Origin of the sequence: Pseudomonas sp. Z4-20, assembly GCF_051131955.1 — a bacterium.
GTDB lineage: Bacteria > Pseudomonadota > Gammaproteobacteria > Pseudomonadales > Pseudomonadaceae > Aquipseudomonas > Aquipseudomonas marvdashtae.
The window spans coordinates 316157-331048 of the sequence record NZ_CP071641.1; the positions used below are offsets into that span (position 1 = coordinate 316157).

Below are 14892 nucleotides of genomic sequence, written 5' to 3' on the forward strand. Positions count from 1 at the left end.
GACCTCGCATTGTCATCCAGGCACCGACGAGTGCCTGCTGCCCCTGATGAGTGACCGCAGCGTCATTTCGGTTCCACCGCATGGCGTGGAACCGCCGACAGCTGATCTGCCACCCAATGGCGCCACCTCACTCAAGGTTGACCGCCCATGCTCCGATCACTCGCACCTTTGCCAGCCCTTCGATTCGTCCCCAAAGGATTGTCCATGCTGGCCATGGGGACCTTGCTGTGCGGATGCCAGCACCTCGAACCGCAGCTGACCATTGATGATCGTTTCGCCAACGAGCCTTACCGTGCCCAACTGCGCTGGCTTGAACCGGCACCCACGGACACGATCATCGAGATTGGCGAGTCATCCCCGCAAAGCGGCGGCAGCCTGTGGGCGCGAATGCGCCAGGGTTTTTCCTTGCAGGCAAGAACCCAAGGGGTGGCACGTATTGACGAGCAACGTCGCTGGCTGATGGAACGCCCGGCCTTTCTCACCCAGACCGGACGCGCGGGCAGCCGTTACTTGCATTTCATCGTGGGCGAATTGAGCAAGCGCAACATGCCCTTGGAGCTGGCGCTGCTGCCGGCCATTGAGAGTGGGTTCAATCCGAACGCAAAATCCCCTGCCCAGGCCTTGGGGCTCTGGCAGTTCATTCCAGCCACCGGACGCCGTTACCAATTGCAGCAGCGCGGTGACTACGACGAGCGCCGGGACATTCCGTCTTCCACGCGGGCCGCCTTGGATTATCTGTCCTACCTGCACGATTACTTCGACGGTGACTGGCTGTTAGCGCTGGCCGCATACAACGCCGGGGAGGGGCGGGTGCGCGACGCCATCACGCGTAATCGCGCGCGGGGCTTGGCGACCAACTATTGGAACCTGTCACTGCCGGGCGAAACCCAGAACTACGTGCCGCGCTTGCTGGCGTTATCGCAGCTGGTGAACAAGCCTGCGGATTTTGGCGTGAGCCTGGCGCCGATCGCCGACCAGCCGTATTTCCAGATGGTCGCGTTGACGCAACCGGTGGACCTTGCGCAATTGGCGCAGTTGTCGGGTGTTCATGAACGGGAGTTGCGCATGCTCAACCCTGCCGGGCGGGGGCGGGCCAGAGGACGTTTGCTGATGCCCGTGGAAGCGTCGCGCAGGCTGCTGGCGCAACCGGACATGATCGCCAAGGCGGCGCTGCCTCGCGTCGCCGGTGATGAAGAACAGGTGGTCGCTGCTCCCGACACCGCCACGGTCGAGCCACAGGTGGCGGAGGTGGCTGCGCCACCTGGGGTGTGAGTGCACGGGTCAATACGATTCGCTTGCCGACATTTAACCCGTGGCGAGGGAGCTTGCTCCCGCTTGGGTGCGTAGCGCCCATCAACAATGGGATTGCTGCGCAATCCAGCGGGAGCAAGCTCCCTCGCCACGGATTGACCATCGCCGAATTCGGGTTCTACAAACAATCCATCGCGACATTCGCCAGGCCGCGTGCGCGAGGGTCCATCAAGACATAGGAGCCAATGGTGTTGCAGGCAAAACCGAACGCCACGCCGCGCTCGGGGTCGGCAAAGCCGATGGTGCCACCGGCGCCCATGTGGCCGAAGGTCTCGGCGCCCATGCCATAACTGCCGTTCGCCACGTTCGACTGGTTGAGCATGATGCCCAGGCCAAAACGGGTGGGGGTCTGGATGGTCGGGTCGTATTCGGCGCTGTGTTCGCGCAGCATTTCGTTGAGCAGGGGCGATTCCAGTATCCGTCCGTCGAGCAGGCCGGCGTAAAACTGCGCCAGGCTGCGCGCGTTGCCGTGGCCGTTGGCCGCCGGCTGGGCCATGCGCTTCCAGCCCGGCTCGTTACTGCGCCCCAGCGCCATCGGTGGGTTGGCGAAGGCCAATGTACTCATGGCCGTCGGCTCGGTGAGCACGTACCGCAGCACTCGGCCAAAGGCCTCATCGTCGACCTCATCCTTGGTGCGCGCCATGTAGGCGCATCGAGCGATGGTCGCGTCGTCCAGACCCATATGGAAGTCGAGGCCAAGTGGCACCGCCACCCGCTGGTGGATACTTTGCGCCGGGCTCAAGCCATCCACCCGGCGCAGCAGCTCACCCAGGATCCAGCCGAACAGCAACGGCGAGTAGGTCTGCGCTGTTCCAGCCTCGGCCCACGGCTGCTCTTCGGCGATCAGGTCGGTCATGGTGTCCCAGTCGTAAAGCGTTTCTGGCGCCAGGGGCGTGCGCAGCGCGGGCAGCCCGGCGCGATGGCAAAGCACCTGGCGAACGGTAATGGACGCTTTGCCCGCATTGGCGAATTCAGGCCAGTAGCGGCAGACCGGCACGTCCAGGTCCAGGCGTCCCTCGCCGACCAACTGCATGATCGCCACCGCCGTGAAGGGCTTGGTGCAAGAAAACAGGTTGAGCAGGGTGTCGCGCTGCCAATGCTTGTCCGGCTCCGGCCCGGCAATTCCGGCCCACAGGTCGACCACCGTTTCGCCATCAACCTGGATGCAAAGGGCGGCACCGCGTTCGAAAGGGCTTTGCATCAGCCCGATAAAAGCTTCTCTGACGGGTTCGAAGCGAGGGTCACAGTGGCCATCGAAAGCAAGTGCATGCGTCATGTCAGCTCCGCGCGGGGTAGGGGTTCCCCTTGAGTGACGGCGGGCGGGCAAACGGTTCATCAAGTTTCAAGAACTCCTGTGGGATCTTTTCAGGCGAGCCGAGCCACTCAGGAGCAACGATCCCCGCCCTTGGAGAGTTTCATGGCTTACGAGCGTACCCTTGATTTGAATAGCGACGCGTTTCGCGGCGCGGCTTATCGGCATTATGCGGCGCTGCGCCAGGAGTCTCCGGTGTTCCTCAGCCAGCCCGAAGGGCAGTCGCCGATGTGGTACGTCACCGGCGCTCGGGAAGTCGAGGAAGTGCTGCTGGACAACGAGCGCTTCGCCCGTGACCCGTCACGGATCGATCCGCAATTTGCCGCAATGCTGGGTGGCGAGCAGTCCATCGCTTTTCTCAACGATCACATGCTCAACCGCGACGGGGAGAGTCATCGCCGCTTGCGTCGCCTGGTCAACAAGGCCTTCACCTTGAAGGCGGTAAACGCCATGCGGCCGCGCATCGAACAGATCGCCGAGACGTTGCTGGGCTCCGTACAGCCGAGCGGGCGAATGGATGTGGTGAGCCAGTATGCCTTTCCTTTGTCGATCACCGTCATCGCCGAACTGCTCGGTGTCCCCGCTCAAGACCGTGAGGATTTTCGACGTTGGTCCCACACGATCGTCCGGGAAGTGGGCCATGACCTGAGTGAACTGCAGCGCTGCTACCACGAATTCGCCAGCTACATGCTCGCCTTGATCGATCAGCGTCGGGCCCATCCGGCGGATGACTTGGTGTCGGCGCTGGCCCAGGTCGAGGAAGAGGGCAGCATGCTCAGCCGAAGTGAGCTGTGCAGCATGATTGCCCTGCTGATCATTGCCGGTCACGAAACGTCGGCGTCGATGATTGGCAATGCCGTGTACACGCTTGTGCAGCATCCTGATGCGCTGGCCCGATTGCGTGATGAGCCGGCGCTGATGCCCGACGCGGTCGAAGAACTGTTGCGTTACGACTCGTCGGTGGAGCGGGCGATGGTCCGCTTCGTCACCCGAGACACGGAGTTGGCCGGGCAGCGTTTGCAGCGTGGGCAGATGCTGGTGGCGGTGGTGGGATCGGCCAATCGCGACGAGGCGATGTGTGCCAATCCTGAACGGCTGGATATCACTCGCCCGGCCTGCCCACATATGTCGTTCGGCAAGGGCACGCATTATTGCCTGGGCGCATCGTTGGCCCGGCATGAACTGGAAATTGCCTTGGACACCTTGCTGCGACGTTGTCCGGGTCTGCAATTGGCGGTTGACCCCGGCGCTGTGCGCTGGCGCTATGTGCCCAACTTCAGGGGACCGGATGCGTTGCCGGTGTGCTGGTCGGTCGATTGATTGGGTTGTGCAAAAATTGGCATGGGCCGAATGCCCATGCCAGATGAACGATACGGCTCGTCCGACACGCCGGCCGGACGAGCCGTGAACTTACGCCAGGCTGGCCTCCAGTGTCTGCACAGGCGCTGAAACAGTGGCGGATGGCGTGTCGATTGGCATCAGGTCCAGCCCGTAGAGCACGACGTCCGCACGTTTGTCAGCGAATCGGGCGATACCCGGGAAACGTCCCCATTGCGCTGCGCCCAGTCCCTGCACGCCACGTTTGCTCGCCTCGTTGTGCTCGATGATCCAGGCCACCAGCGTCTCGAAACCATACTGCCTGGCCAATACCACCGCGGCCTGGCCCAGGCGAATGCCGACGCCGCTGCCGATGTGATCGTTGCGCACGTAGATCGACACTTCGCCGGTCAATCGGCAGGCCTGGGCGCCCCAACAAAAGCGGTTGACGATCAACCAGGCGACCACTTCGCCGGCGCGTTCGAGTACGTAGATCGGATCACCTTCCTTGACGAAACAATCGACGAAGAATGTCATTTCCTTCAGGGAAAACGCTCTGAGCACCGGAGAGCTGGTCCCCCCCAGAGCGCTTTCGTTGAAGATATCGGTCATCACCGGCAAGTCGTCGGGCGTATAGCGGCGCACGCCACGTGGCAGGTCGGGTCGGCTGTTCAAACGATTACTGATCATGGTCGGGCTTCTCCGTAGACGCTTCGCTTGAGTTGTTCACGGGCGCGAAACAACCGTGAGCGCACAGTGCCAATGGGCACGCCCAGCCGTTCGGCGGCATCGCGGTAGCTGCTCTCGGTGTCCACGGCAGTCCACAGGGTTTCGCGCATGTCCTTGGGCAGCGCGTCCATGGCTGACAGCGTACGGTCCAACAGCCGCCGGTTGTCGCACAGCTCGCTCAGGTCGATGTCTTCGCTGGATGGGATGAAATCGCTTTCGTCGAACGTACTCAGCGGTGGTTGTGCATAGAAGCGACGGAAGTGGTTGCGGATCAGGTTCAGGGCGATGCCGCACAGCCAGGTGTCCGGCTTGGCCAGGCCCTTGAACTTCTCCTGGTTGCGCCAGGCTTCCAGATAGGTGAGTTGGATGATGTCGTCGGCGTCGTCTTGGTTGAGCACACGCTTTTGCACAAACAGACGCAGCTTGCGCTCGTCGCCGAAGCAGGCGCTTGGCGCGCTGGGGCGTGTCGGTGAGGCTTGCGGGGCAAGCATGAGATTCAGACTGTTCATCAATAAATCCCTCTGAATAGGTTCCATAGCGCCGACCCGTATGTCGGCGTTACCCCTTCAGCAGGACCTGTGCCAATCCCGACCTATCCTTTAACTAACTGATATTGAAGTGGTTTTAGCTGGTGCTTTTGCTCTATTTGTGCAAGGGCATGCACGGCTTTCACGGAACTCAATGCATGAAATTGCACCGGCTGGTCCCCCGAAAATGGCGTGGGAACGATGCCGCCGAAAGGATCGAAAAAGGCCTGTCCGGCGATGGAACCGAATGCGGGATCGGCGCCACCCACTGAGCGTCCGAAACCACGCTCCCGGCCATCATGAAAGTAGAAGCCCCGACCAACGCGCACACCGCCGTCAATCTCGCCCAGGCCGCTTCGGCTGTGGCGGGCATTGGCAGGCCTGTCGAATCGTCGCAGGCCGCGCAGCCCAGTTCGATGGAGGAGGTCGGCATGACCTTCAGTCATCACGTGGAGCGCAATACCAAGGCGCTGAGCCAGCGACGCATCCGCAGCGCCCGCAGTGAGGTGGGCCGCACGCGAGTTGAAACCCGGGAGCAGTTGGAGGAGTGGTACGACCAACTCGGCCATCCGGGCAAGCAGAGCCTGGGGGCCATGGCCGCCCAGGCCGGTGTGCTGCTCAATGGCCAACCGATACTCGAAGAGGTGGTCCAGTCCACTGGCGGTGATCCGGCCCGCACCGACCTGATCTTGCAACAAGCGTTGCTGGACGCCGAGGCGCAAGGTCGCCTCGTCGAAGCCAAGCGTGCCCGGGACTATCTGCAGCTATTGCGTGAACGTTATGGCGCGCAGATCCAAGCAGGCATGAACATCGCTGAGGCACTGCTCGCTTCGGGCGGCGATCCTGAACTGCGTCAGGCGGTACGGCGGCTCTATTACGACACCGTGGTGCTCAAGCAGTCGTTGCCGACCATGATGCAAGCGTTGCTTGGCCTGTTCGGCGAAGCGGCGTTCGTGTCGGGGCTGGACATGATGCGCCGCGCGCTGGCCGATGACATCGCCGCCCATACGCCTTCACGGCCCACCGCGTTGCTGCGCACGCTGTTGATCGGCCTGGCTGCCTCGACGCAATTGAGCAGCGTGCTGCAAAGCTGTCGCGGTTTGCTCGAGCGACTGGCCTACAGCTGCCCAGCCAGCCAGCTCACGGCCGTGCTGCTGCTACAGCGCATGCTGGGGTTTGTCAGCAGCGGCCTGTCTTCGGCGGAGGTCCGTCGTATCGGCCGTGAACTGGGTGGAGACCAGGAGCGAGATCAACTCGTCTCCCTGAACGGCTTGTACCCGTTGCTCAAGCGGTTGCCGCTGGCGCTCTGGCGTGATGCCAAAAGCCGCCAGAACGCCCTGAAAAACCTGTTGGTGCTGCTCGATGAGCGCTCCCGTGGCGAGACCCGCGGACAGACCGCCGAACCGGTCATTGGAGCGCGGCCATGATCGCGATACTGAACAAAGTCGCCAACGCGGCGGTGCGCCGTATCGAAGTGGCCGGGGCGTTCGTGGTGCTCGGCATCGTGTTCATGCTGATCCTGCCCTTGCCGACTTCGGTAGTCGATGCGCTGATCGCGATCAACATTTGCATTTCCTGCCTGCTGATCGTGCTCTCGCTGTACTTGCCACGGCCGTTGGCGTTTTCTTCGTTTCCGGCAGTACTGCTGCTGACGACTTTGTTTCGGCTGGCGCTGTCGGTGGCAACCACGCGGCTGATCCTGCTCCAGGGCGACGCCGGCCACATCGTCCAGGCGTTCGGCAATTTCGTGGTGGGGGGAAACCTTGCGGTCGGGTTGGTCATTTTCCTGATCCTGACGGTGGTCAATTTCCTGGTGATCACCAAGGGCTCCGAGCGGGTCGCCGAGGTGGCGGCGCGGTTCACGCTGGATGCGTTGCCAGGCAAGCAGATGTCCATCGACAGCGACTTGCGCGCCAACCTGATCGATGTCAGCGAAGCCCGGCGCCGCCGTGAGGAACTGAACAAGGAAAGCCAGCTGTTCGGGGCGATGGACGGGGCGATGAAGTTCGTCAAGGGCGACGCCATCGCAGGCTTGGTGATCGTGGTGATCAACCTCATCGGCGGCTTCTCGGTCGGCATGGTCCAGCATGATATGAGCGCGTCTGACTCGATGCACTTGTATGCCGTATTGACCATCGGCGACGGCCTGATCGCGCAGATTCCTGCACTGCTGATTTCCCTCACCGCCGGCATGATCATCACTCGCGTGTCACCGGAAGGGCAGCCGGCGGGTAGCAGTGTCGGCAAGGAAATCGGCCAGCAATTGACTGCCGAACCCAAGGCCTGGGTGATCGCTTCGGTGGGCATGCTCGGCTTCGCCGCGTTGCCCGGCATGCCAACCCTGGTGTTCATCGTCATCGCCCTGATCACAGGCACCGCGGGCATTCTCCAGTTGTATGCCCGTGCACGCCGGGCCCGTGAGGGTGACCAGCCTGAAGCGGTGGTGACGCCCGAACAGAATGGCGCCGAAGACCTGCGCAGCTTTGATCCAACCCGTGCCTATCTCTTGCAGTTTTCCAAGTTGATGGAAGGCAAGCCAGCCGCCGAAGAAGTCATCCAAGCGATCCGCAAAAAGCGCAACGCGTTGGTGGCCGGCTTTGGCCTGACCTTGCCACCGTTTGAAATCGAATACAGCACGCTCCTGGAGGACGACGAGTTCCGCTTTTGTGTGCACGAGGTGCCGATGCTGAGGGCGACCTTCGGTAACCGCGTGGCGGTAGCGCGCGGGCCACTGCCGTTCGAACCGCGGGACGCGCAGGTCGGCAGTGAAGTGCGTGACGAGCATCAGTGGCTATGGCTGGCGCCGGACGATCCGTTGCTTGCGGACGAGCGCGTGGAGGCGGTGCCGGCGGGTGAGTTGCTGGTCGAGCGCATGAGCCGCGCGATGTTTGCCACCGGGCCGCAATTCCTCGGCTTGCAGGAAAGCAAGTCGATTCTCAGCTGGCTCGAAGCAGGGCAGCCAGAGCTGGTGCAGGAGCTGCAACGAACCATGCCTTTGGCCCGTTTCGCCGCAGTGCTGCAACGCCTGGCCGGGGAAGGCGTGCCGCTGCGGGCGGTACGGTTGATCGCCGAGTCGTTGATCGAGCATGGCCAGCACGAGCGCGACGTGGGAGCGCTGACTGATTACGCGCGCATCGCTCTGAAGTCGCAGATCTATCACCAGTACCGCGACGAAGACGGCCTGCACGTCTGGCTGTTGACGCCGGAGACCGAAGGTTTGCTGCGAGACGCCCTGCGCCAGACCCAGACGGAAACCTTTTTTGCCCTGGAAAGCGTGCACACCCGCGCCCTGGTCTTGCAGTTGCGCGAAGGGTTTCCGCTGCGGGCCAAACGCGTGGCCGTGCTGTTGGTGGCCCAGGACCTGCGCGCGCCGCTGCGTGACTTGCTGCGTGACGAGTTCAACCACGTGCCCGTGCTCGCCTTCAGCGAGTTGCATAGCAATGCCCAGGTCAACGTGCTGGGGCGCTTTGATCTCGAGCAGGAAACACTTCGGGTCGAGGATGCCGCATGACGGTTTTTTTCGTTTGGCGCGCCAGCGGCGATGCCAAGCGTTGTGACGTAAATCCAGGTGCGTTCGATGGCCTGGCTGTGACAGTAGACGAGGGCCGTCCGCGCCCCGTCGTTCAACCTGATCGTGGGCGCACGTTTGTCGCGCCTTGAGGAATCGACCATGTTCGAACTGCGAGTATTGAGTGGTCTGCACCGAGGTGCGGCATTGCCGCTGGTGGGGGAGCAATGGGTGGTCGGGGCGGCGGAAGACGCCGACCTGGCATTGTACGACCCAGGCGTTTGCGCACGTCACGTGGTCCTCAAGCAGGTCCAGGGCCAATGGCTGCTGGATACGCTGGAAGGCCCCGTTTGCAATGGGCAAGGCCAGCCTTGGGCATCGACCGAGCCGTTGCAAGGCAACGCACCGTTTTCCATTGCTGGCGTCTGGCTGTGCCTGGCCCCGGCCGATCAGCCCTGGCCCGAAGAGGCGGCGCTGGATGAGGCGGCGCAGCTGACGGCGGAGCGCGAGACTGGCAAGTCTGCGACACGGCCATCGTGGCCCAAGCGCCTGGGGATTGCCGCAGCGGTGATCACCGTCGCCTCCAGCGCGTGGGCCTTTACCAGCCAACCGGCACCGACCGTGGCGCCCGGCGCGGCACAACAGCTCAAACCGTCCAAGGCGGCGTTGGGCTCTGTCGAGGCGGTCCGCCTGGAGCTCGATCGCATGCTTCAAGAGCGTGACTTGGATGCGGCTGTACGGGTCGAGGTCCAGGGCGAGCGGCTGGCCTTGGTGGGGGAGCTGCCGCGTCAACGCCTGGCGGTGGTCGAGCGCCTGATCGAGCGCTTCCATGCTCGCTACGATACGTCGGTCGGGATCACGGCCAACGTCAACGAGCGGTTGACGCAACTGCCGTTCCAGATCGCCCAGATCGTCGGTGGCAAACGTGGCCACGTCGTCACTTCCGACGGTCGCCGGTTGTTCCTCGGCGACCAGATCGACGGCCTGCGCCTGACCGCGATCGACAGCGGCAAAGTCACTTTCGAGGGCGAGCAACGCTACGAGGTGACCTGGTGATGCAAGCCGCCATCGCCCGAATGGAAACCTGGGAGGCCGGGCAGCGCGCGCATCTGCGGCGATTCGCGCCGGTCATGGTGCGTGGTCGGGTGCAGCGGGTCAGCGGGATCCTGTTGCAATGCCGGCTGCCGGGGGCGCAGATCGGCGACCTCTGCCAGGTCGAGCGCGAGGCCCGCGAGCCATTGCTCGCCGAGATCGTCGGCTTCGACCAGCACGACGCCTTGCTCAGCGCCCTGGGCGGGCTGGAAGGTGTCCGGGTCGGCGCGGCGGTGGAGCCGCTGGGCATGCCGCATCGGGTGGTCGTCGGGCCGCAGTTGCTGGGCCAGGTGTTGGACGGCTTCGGCCGGCCCTTGCTGGAAGGGGGCGTGGGTGCATTTGCCGGGCCGCGGGTGTTGCATGCCTCGCAAGTGATTGGCGAGGCGCCCGCACCCACCGCACGGCCGCGCATTCAACGGTCCTTGATGACAGGCGTGCGTGCCATCGACGGCCCACTGACGCTCGGCGAAGGCCAGCGGGTCGGATTGTTTGCGGGTGCCGGTTGCGGCAAGACCACGCTGTTGGCGGAGATCGCTCGCAACGTCGATTGCGATGTCATCGTGTTCGGCCTGATCGGCGAACGTGGGCGTGAGCTGCGCGAATTTCTCGACCATGAGCTGGACGATGAGCTGCGGTCCCGTGCGGTCCTGGTGTGTGCCACCTCCGATCGCTCCAGCATGGAGCGTGCCCGCGCGGCATTCACCGCCACGGCATTGGCCGAGGGCTTTCGTGCCCAGGGCCAGCGGGTCCTGCTGCTCATCGATTCGCTGACCCGCTTCGCCCGAGCCCAACGGGAAATCGGCCTGGCGGCTGGCGAGCCGCTGGGTCGCGGCGGCCTGCCGCCGTCGGTCTACAGCCTGTTGCCACGCCTGGTCGAGCGGGCCGGGCTGAGCAACGAAGGCGCGATCACCGCGCTTTACACCGTACTGATTGAACAGGACTCCATGAACGATCCGGTGGCGGACGAAGTGCGTTCACTGCTCGACGGCCACATCGTCCTGTCGCGCAAGCTCGCCGAACGTGGTCACTACCCGGCCATCGACGTGTTGGCCAGCCTGTCGCGCACCTTGGTCAACGTGGCCGAGGCCGATCACCTGCGAGCGGGGATCAATCTGCGCCGCCTGCTCTCGGCCTACGACCAGATCGAGCTGATGTTGCGCCTGGGCGAGTATCAGGCCGGCGCCGACCCCTTGACCGACCTGGCAGTGGAGTCTCGTGGCGCCCTGGACGCTTTCCTGCGCCAAGACCTGCGCGAGCCGGAGGCGTTTGCCTCGACACTCGCCCACCTCCAGCAGCTGACTGCTTATGTCCCGGGCTGATCTGGACGCCCTGGCGCCGGTGCGCCGGCATCGCGAGGCGCAAGCCGAACGGGCCTGGCGTCAGCAACGCGATTTGTTGCGCGAGCGCGAAGCGGCGGTCGTCGCCGCGCGGGCGCGCTGGCAGGCCGCGTCCGAACAGCAGGCAGCGCGGCGCGAAGCGTTGTACGGCGAGCATCGCGGCCGTGCGGTGAGCGTCTGCGAATTGAACGCGTGGAGCACCGAGGAGCGACGCTTGATCGGTGAGCTGGCCAAGCAAACCCAAGCCTTGCAGGCATTGGATGAGGAACAGGCGCAACAGGCGCGCAACACCGAAGCCGCCCAGCAACGGTTGCAAGGGCGCAGGCGTGACCTGGAAAAACTCAGCGCCATGATGGACTACCTGGTGGAGGCCTCCAGTGATGAATGAACGCACCGTGCATGGCGGTACGCCGCCGCATCGCCCCGCTGTCCCCGTCCGTCACGCGCCGCACGCTTACGAGCAACCCCTTGCCCAGGCGAGCCGGGCAAGTTGTCTGGCAGCACGCGAGCCCGCGCTTGCATCGGAGCGCGACCCCGAAGTGATGCCCGAGCGCAGTGACGGCTACTGGTTTCGCCAATGGGTCGACGCAACCCGGGGCCATGGCGAGGACGACACCGCAGGTACCGGTTCCCTGTCGGGGATGGCGGGCCCGGAGGGAGGCGAAGTGGAGGCTTTCGTCGATCAGTTGTCGCCACGCCTGCGCGCCACGCTCGACCAGCAATTGGACCTGCTGCTGCACCTTCCGCACTTGGGACGGATCAGGGTCTCTGCGCAGCGTTTGGGCGGGGCGTCTGGCTGGGATATCGGCCTGACTGGCGAAACCCAACAAGCCCATGCGCGGCTGTCGAGTCGCTCCGGTCGCCTTGAGGAAGCACTGGCCCAGAGCCTGGGCCAGCCGGTGACGGTGCGCGTGATGCGCGAAGAACAGGCGAACATGACATGACCGTACGTGCATTGACGCTGCCATCGGTGTGCGGCGATGACGTCGCCGCCCGCTTGTTGCTGGGAACGGGCGTCAGCTTGCCCTTCGAGGTAGCAGGCGAAACGGGTTTGCTGGAACTGACGCCGAGCAGCCGCACGGCAGGCGCGCCCTGCTTGTTGGAGTGCGCCCATGGCGCGTTGGCCTTGGCCGAGCCCGGCCCGGTACTCAGCTTGTTCGGCGAATGCCCGGTGGTCCTGCCCGCCGAGCCTTGCGCGGATGACGCCTGGTTCTGGGCGCTGTTCCAGCAAACCCTGAGCGAGTCCTTGCGCCAGGCGTTCGGCTTTCTCAAGCCCCTGGCCGGGCCGATGATCCGGGGCATCGCGTGTCGGCTCGACGTGAGGGTGGGCGCTGCCTGTGTCGCAAGTCACGTGGAAGTGACCGGCGCAACCCTGCTCGGGCTGCTGGGTGCCGCGCCGTGGCAGCAACGCAAAGCGCCTTGGAATGAAGATTTCGTGCTGCACGTTCCGGTGCTGTTGGGGCACCTGGCGCTGGATACCGGGCTACTGGCGGTACTGCGCCCCGGTGACGTGCTGGTGCCGCAAACCGCTCTGTTCGACGCATCCGGCCAAGGGCAGGTTCGCCTGGGCCGGCACTGTTTGCAGGTGCGGGTGCACAGTCGCGCCGCACCGTTGCGCCTGACCGTATCCGCTCTGGAGGAGACCGCTATGAGCACCCATGCCGACACCGATATCCTGACGCCCGACTGGGACGATACTAGCCGCTACGAACCGGATGCCCAGGCTCCCGACTCGGCCGATTACCCGGTGCCTGACGATGCGGACACTGAAACCGCGGAGGCACCGATGCAGGAGCGGGGCGTCGGCAACGAGCGCTTCAGCGACCTGCCGCTGGCGCTGACGATTCGCTGCGGTCACTTGAGCCTGAGCTTGGGCGAGTTGCGCAACCTGGCGCCCGGCGCGGTGCTAGAGGTCCAGGGTGTGGCGCCGGGTGTGGCGGCGTTGTTCCATGGCGAGCGGGCCCTGGCCCATGGCGAGCTGGTGGAGATCGACGGCCGGCTGGGCCTGCAAGTCACTCGCGTGGACGTGGCTGGATGAGCTTCCAGGGGGTCGACCCCTTTCTGCTGGCGCTGTTCATCGGCGGGATCTCATTGGTCCCCTTGCTGCTGATCATTTGCAGCGCCTTCCTCAAGATCGCCATCGTGCTGACGATCACCCGCAACGCCATCGGCGTCCAGCAGGTACCGCCCAACATGGCGCTGTATGCCATCGCGCTGGCCGCGACGCTGTTCATCATGGCGCCGGTCGGCCACGACATTGCCGAAGAATTGAAAGAGCGGCCGCTGGATTTCAGCAATACCGAGGCGTTGCAGGGTTCCGCCTTGAACGCGGTCAAGCCGCTGCAAGCCTTCATGTCGCGCAATACCAACCCGGACATCCTTGCGCATCTGCTGGAAAACACCCAGCGGATGTGGCCCAAGGAGCGCGCCGAGCAAGCCAGTCGCGACGACCTGATGCTGCTTATCCCGGCCTTCATGCTGTCGGAACTCGAAGCAGGCTTCCAGATGGGGTTCCTGATCTACATCCCGTTCATCGTCATCGACCTGATCGTGTCCAACCTGCTACTCGCGCTTGGCATGCAGATGGTCGCGCCCATGACCATTTCGCTGCCGCTCAAGCTGCTGGTCTTCGTCCTCGTGCAGGGTTGGACGCAATTGCTCGACAGCCTTTTCTATTCCTATCTCTGAGGGGCATGCGATGGACGCGCTGACGTTGTTCAAGGAAGGCATGCTGCTGGTGGTATTGCTCTCCGCGCCGCCCTTGATCGTGGCGGTGGTCGTTGGCGTGTTGACTTCCCTGGTGCAGGCCTTGATGCAGATCCAGGACCAGACCTTGCCCTTCGGCATCAAGCTGGTGGCGGTCGGGCTAACCTTGCTGGTCACCGGCCGGTGGATCGGAGGCGAGTTGCTGGGGCTGTTGCGCCGGGCCTTTGAAATGATGGCCAATACCTGATGACGGCCCAGGCGTTCGTCCCGTATTTCGACCTGCTGCTGTCGATCGCCCTCGGCATGGCGCGCATCTATCCTGTGGCCTACCTGGTTCCGGTGTTCTGTTTCCAGCATCTGCGAGGCTTGCCGCGCCATGCCGTGGTGTTCGCCCTGGGCATGCTGCCGGCGCCGGGCATCCGCCAGGCCTTGATCGACGCGCAGGTCAACTGGCTGACGTTGGGCGGCTTGATGTTCAAGGAGGTCGTGCTGGGCCTGCTGCTTGGCGTGTTGCTGGCGATGCCGTTCTGGTTGTACGAGTCGGTGGGCGCGTTGCTCGACAACCAGCGCGGTGCGCTCATCGGTGGCCAGTTGAACCCTGCCCTTGGCACGGACACGACGCCCTTGGGCCATTTGTTCAAGGAGATGACCATTTTACTGTTGGTCGCCACCCTGGGCATCGGCACGCTGACGCAGGTGATCTGGGACAGCTATCTGGTGTGGTCGCCCACGGTCTGGTTTCCGTTGCCCGGCGCGGATGGCTTCGGCGTGTTCCTCGGGCTGCTCGCCGAAATGTTCATGCACATGATCCTCTACGCCGCGCCTTTTATCGGCTTGCTGTTGCTGGTGGAGTTCGCCCTGGCCTTGCTCAGCCTGTATAGCCCGCAATTGCAGGTCTTTGTCCTCGCCATGCCGGCCAAGAGCCTGGTCGGCCTGGGCTTCCTGCTGTTCTACCTGCCCACCCTGTGGGACGCGATGACCGGGCGTCTCAGCCGATACGGAGAAATCCGCCATCTGCTGCATCTGTTAGTGCCGTCGCCCTGAAGGAGGGGC

The 14892-nt window shown here is 63.9% G+C and carries 16 protein-coding genes; 12 read left to right on the plus strand and 4 right to left on the minus strand.

The window, feature by feature from the left end; genetic code table 11:
- Positions 1-204: 204 nt before the first annotated feature.
- Entirely contained in the window at positions 205-1272 is a 1068-nt protein-coding gene (locus J3P82_RS01520; protein ID WP_434560156.1) for a transglycosylase SLT domain-containing protein, read from the plus strand.
- Positions 1273-1429: 157 nt separating this feature from the next.
- Here the strand turns inward: J3P82_RS01520 and J3P82_RS01525 are convergent, their stop codons facing one another.
- Positions 1430-2587, minus strand: coding sequence for a serine hydrolase domain-containing protein (locus J3P82_RS01525; protein ID WP_434560158.1), 1158 nt, complete (start codon positions 2585-2587; stop codon positions 1430-1432).
- A 141-nt stretch (positions 2588-2728) separates the two neighbouring features.
- Here J3P82_RS01525 and J3P82_RS01530 point away from each other — a divergent pair, with 141 nt between their 5' ends.
- Positions 2729-3943 carry a cytochrome P450 family protein gene (locus tag J3P82_RS01530; RefSeq protein ID WP_434560160.1) on the plus strand — a complete coding sequence of 405 codons (1215 nt, stop codon included), beginning with the start codon at positions 2729-2731 and terminating at the stop codon, positions 3941-3943.
- A 90-nt stretch (positions 3944-4033) separates the two neighbouring features.
- Here J3P82_RS01530 and J3P82_RS01535 read toward each other — a convergent pair whose 3' ends face one another.
- The 3 genes from J3P82_RS01535 to J3P82_RS01545 form a co-directional block, all read right to left on the minus strand.
- Positions 4034-4630, minus strand: a complete 597-nt coding sequence (locus tag J3P82_RS01535) for a GNAT family N-acetyltransferase (protein ID WP_434560162.1) — start codon at positions 4628-4630, stop codon at positions 4034-4036.
- Positions 4627-5178, minus strand: coding sequence for an RNA polymerase sigma factor (locus J3P82_RS01540; RefSeq protein WP_434560164.1), 552 nt, complete (start codon positions 5176-5178; stop codon positions 4627-4629). The genes J3P82_RS01535 and J3P82_RS01540 overlap by 4 nt, the downstream gene beginning before the upstream one ends.
- 83 nt (positions 5179-5261) lie before the next feature.
- Positions 5262-5642, minus strand: a complete 381-nt coding sequence (locus J3P82_RS01545) for a hypothetical protein (RefSeq protein ID WP_434560166.1) — start codon at positions 5640-5642, stop codon at positions 5262-5264.
- Here J3P82_RS01545 and J3P82_RS01550 point away from each other — a divergent pair.
- From J3P82_RS01550 to sctT, 10 genes are all read left to right on the plus strand, one after another.
- Positions 5628-6623 carry a TyeA family type III secretion system gatekeeper subunit gene (locus J3P82_RS01550; RefSeq protein ID WP_434560168.1) on the plus strand — a complete coding sequence of 332 codons (996 nt, stop codon included), beginning with the start codon at positions 5628-5630 and terminating at the stop codon, positions 6621-6623. The two genes, J3P82_RS01545 and J3P82_RS01550, sit on opposite strands and share 15 nt — an antisense overlap.
- On the plus strand, positions 6620-8707 hold the full coding sequence (gene sctV, locus J3P82_RS01555) for a type III secretion system export apparatus subunit SctV (RefSeq protein ID WP_434560170.1): 2088 nt from the start codon (positions 6620-6622) through the stop codon (positions 8705-8707). The genes J3P82_RS01550 and sctV overlap by 4 nt, the downstream gene beginning before the upstream one ends.
- A 159-nt stretch (positions 8708-8866) precedes the next feature.
- Positions 8867-9760 (plus strand): FHA domain-containing protein, encoded by an 894-nt coding sequence (locus J3P82_RS01560; RefSeq protein WP_434560172.1) that lies wholly within the window; start codon positions 8867-8869, stop codon positions 9758-9760.
- Positions 9760-11115 (plus strand): FliI/YscN family ATPase, encoded by a 1356-nt coding sequence (locus tag J3P82_RS01565; RefSeq protein WP_434560174.1) that lies wholly within the window; start codon positions 9760-9762, stop codon positions 11113-11115. Before J3P82_RS01560 ends, J3P82_RS01565 begins: the two co-directional genes overlap by 1 nt.
- A complete protein-coding gene (locus J3P82_RS01570) occupies positions 11102-11521 on the plus strand; it encodes a hypothetical protein (RefSeq protein ID WP_434560176.1) in 420 nt (139 codons plus the stop codon). Before J3P82_RS01565 ends, J3P82_RS01570 begins: the two co-directional genes overlap by 14 nt.
- On the plus strand, positions 11514-12077 hold the full coding sequence (locus tag J3P82_RS01575; RefSeq protein WP_434560178.1) for a type III secretion protein: 564 nt from the start codon (positions 11514-11516) through the stop codon (positions 12075-12077). The genes J3P82_RS01570 and J3P82_RS01575 overlap by 8 nt, the downstream gene beginning before the upstream one ends.
- A complete protein-coding gene (locus J3P82_RS01580; protein WP_434560180.1) occupies positions 12074-13171 on the plus strand; it encodes a FliM/FliN family flagellar motor switch protein in 1098 nt (365 codons plus the stop codon). The genes J3P82_RS01575 and J3P82_RS01580 overlap by 4 nt, the downstream gene beginning before the upstream one ends.
- Positions 13168-13821: a type III secretion system export apparatus subunit SctR gene (gene sctR / locus J3P82_RS01585; RefSeq protein ID WP_039590376.1), complete on the plus strand. Its 654-nt coding sequence runs from the start codon at positions 13168-13170 to the stop codon at positions 13819-13821. The genes J3P82_RS01580 and sctR overlap by 4 nt, the downstream gene beginning before the upstream one ends.
- A gap of 10 nt (positions 13822-13831) precedes the next feature.
- Positions 13832-14086, plus strand: coding sequence for a type III secretion system export apparatus subunit SctS (gene sctS / locus J3P82_RS01590; protein WP_434560182.1), 255 nt, complete (start codon positions 13832-13834; stop codon positions 14084-14086).
- Positions 14086-14883 (plus strand): type III secretion system export apparatus subunit SctT, encoded by a 798-nt coding sequence (gene sctT, locus J3P82_RS01595; RefSeq protein WP_434560184.1) that lies wholly within the window; start codon positions 14086-14088, stop codon positions 14881-14883. The genes sctS and sctT overlap by 1 nt, the downstream gene beginning before the upstream one ends.
- The last annotated feature ends 9 nt before the right edge of the window (positions 14884-14892 follow it).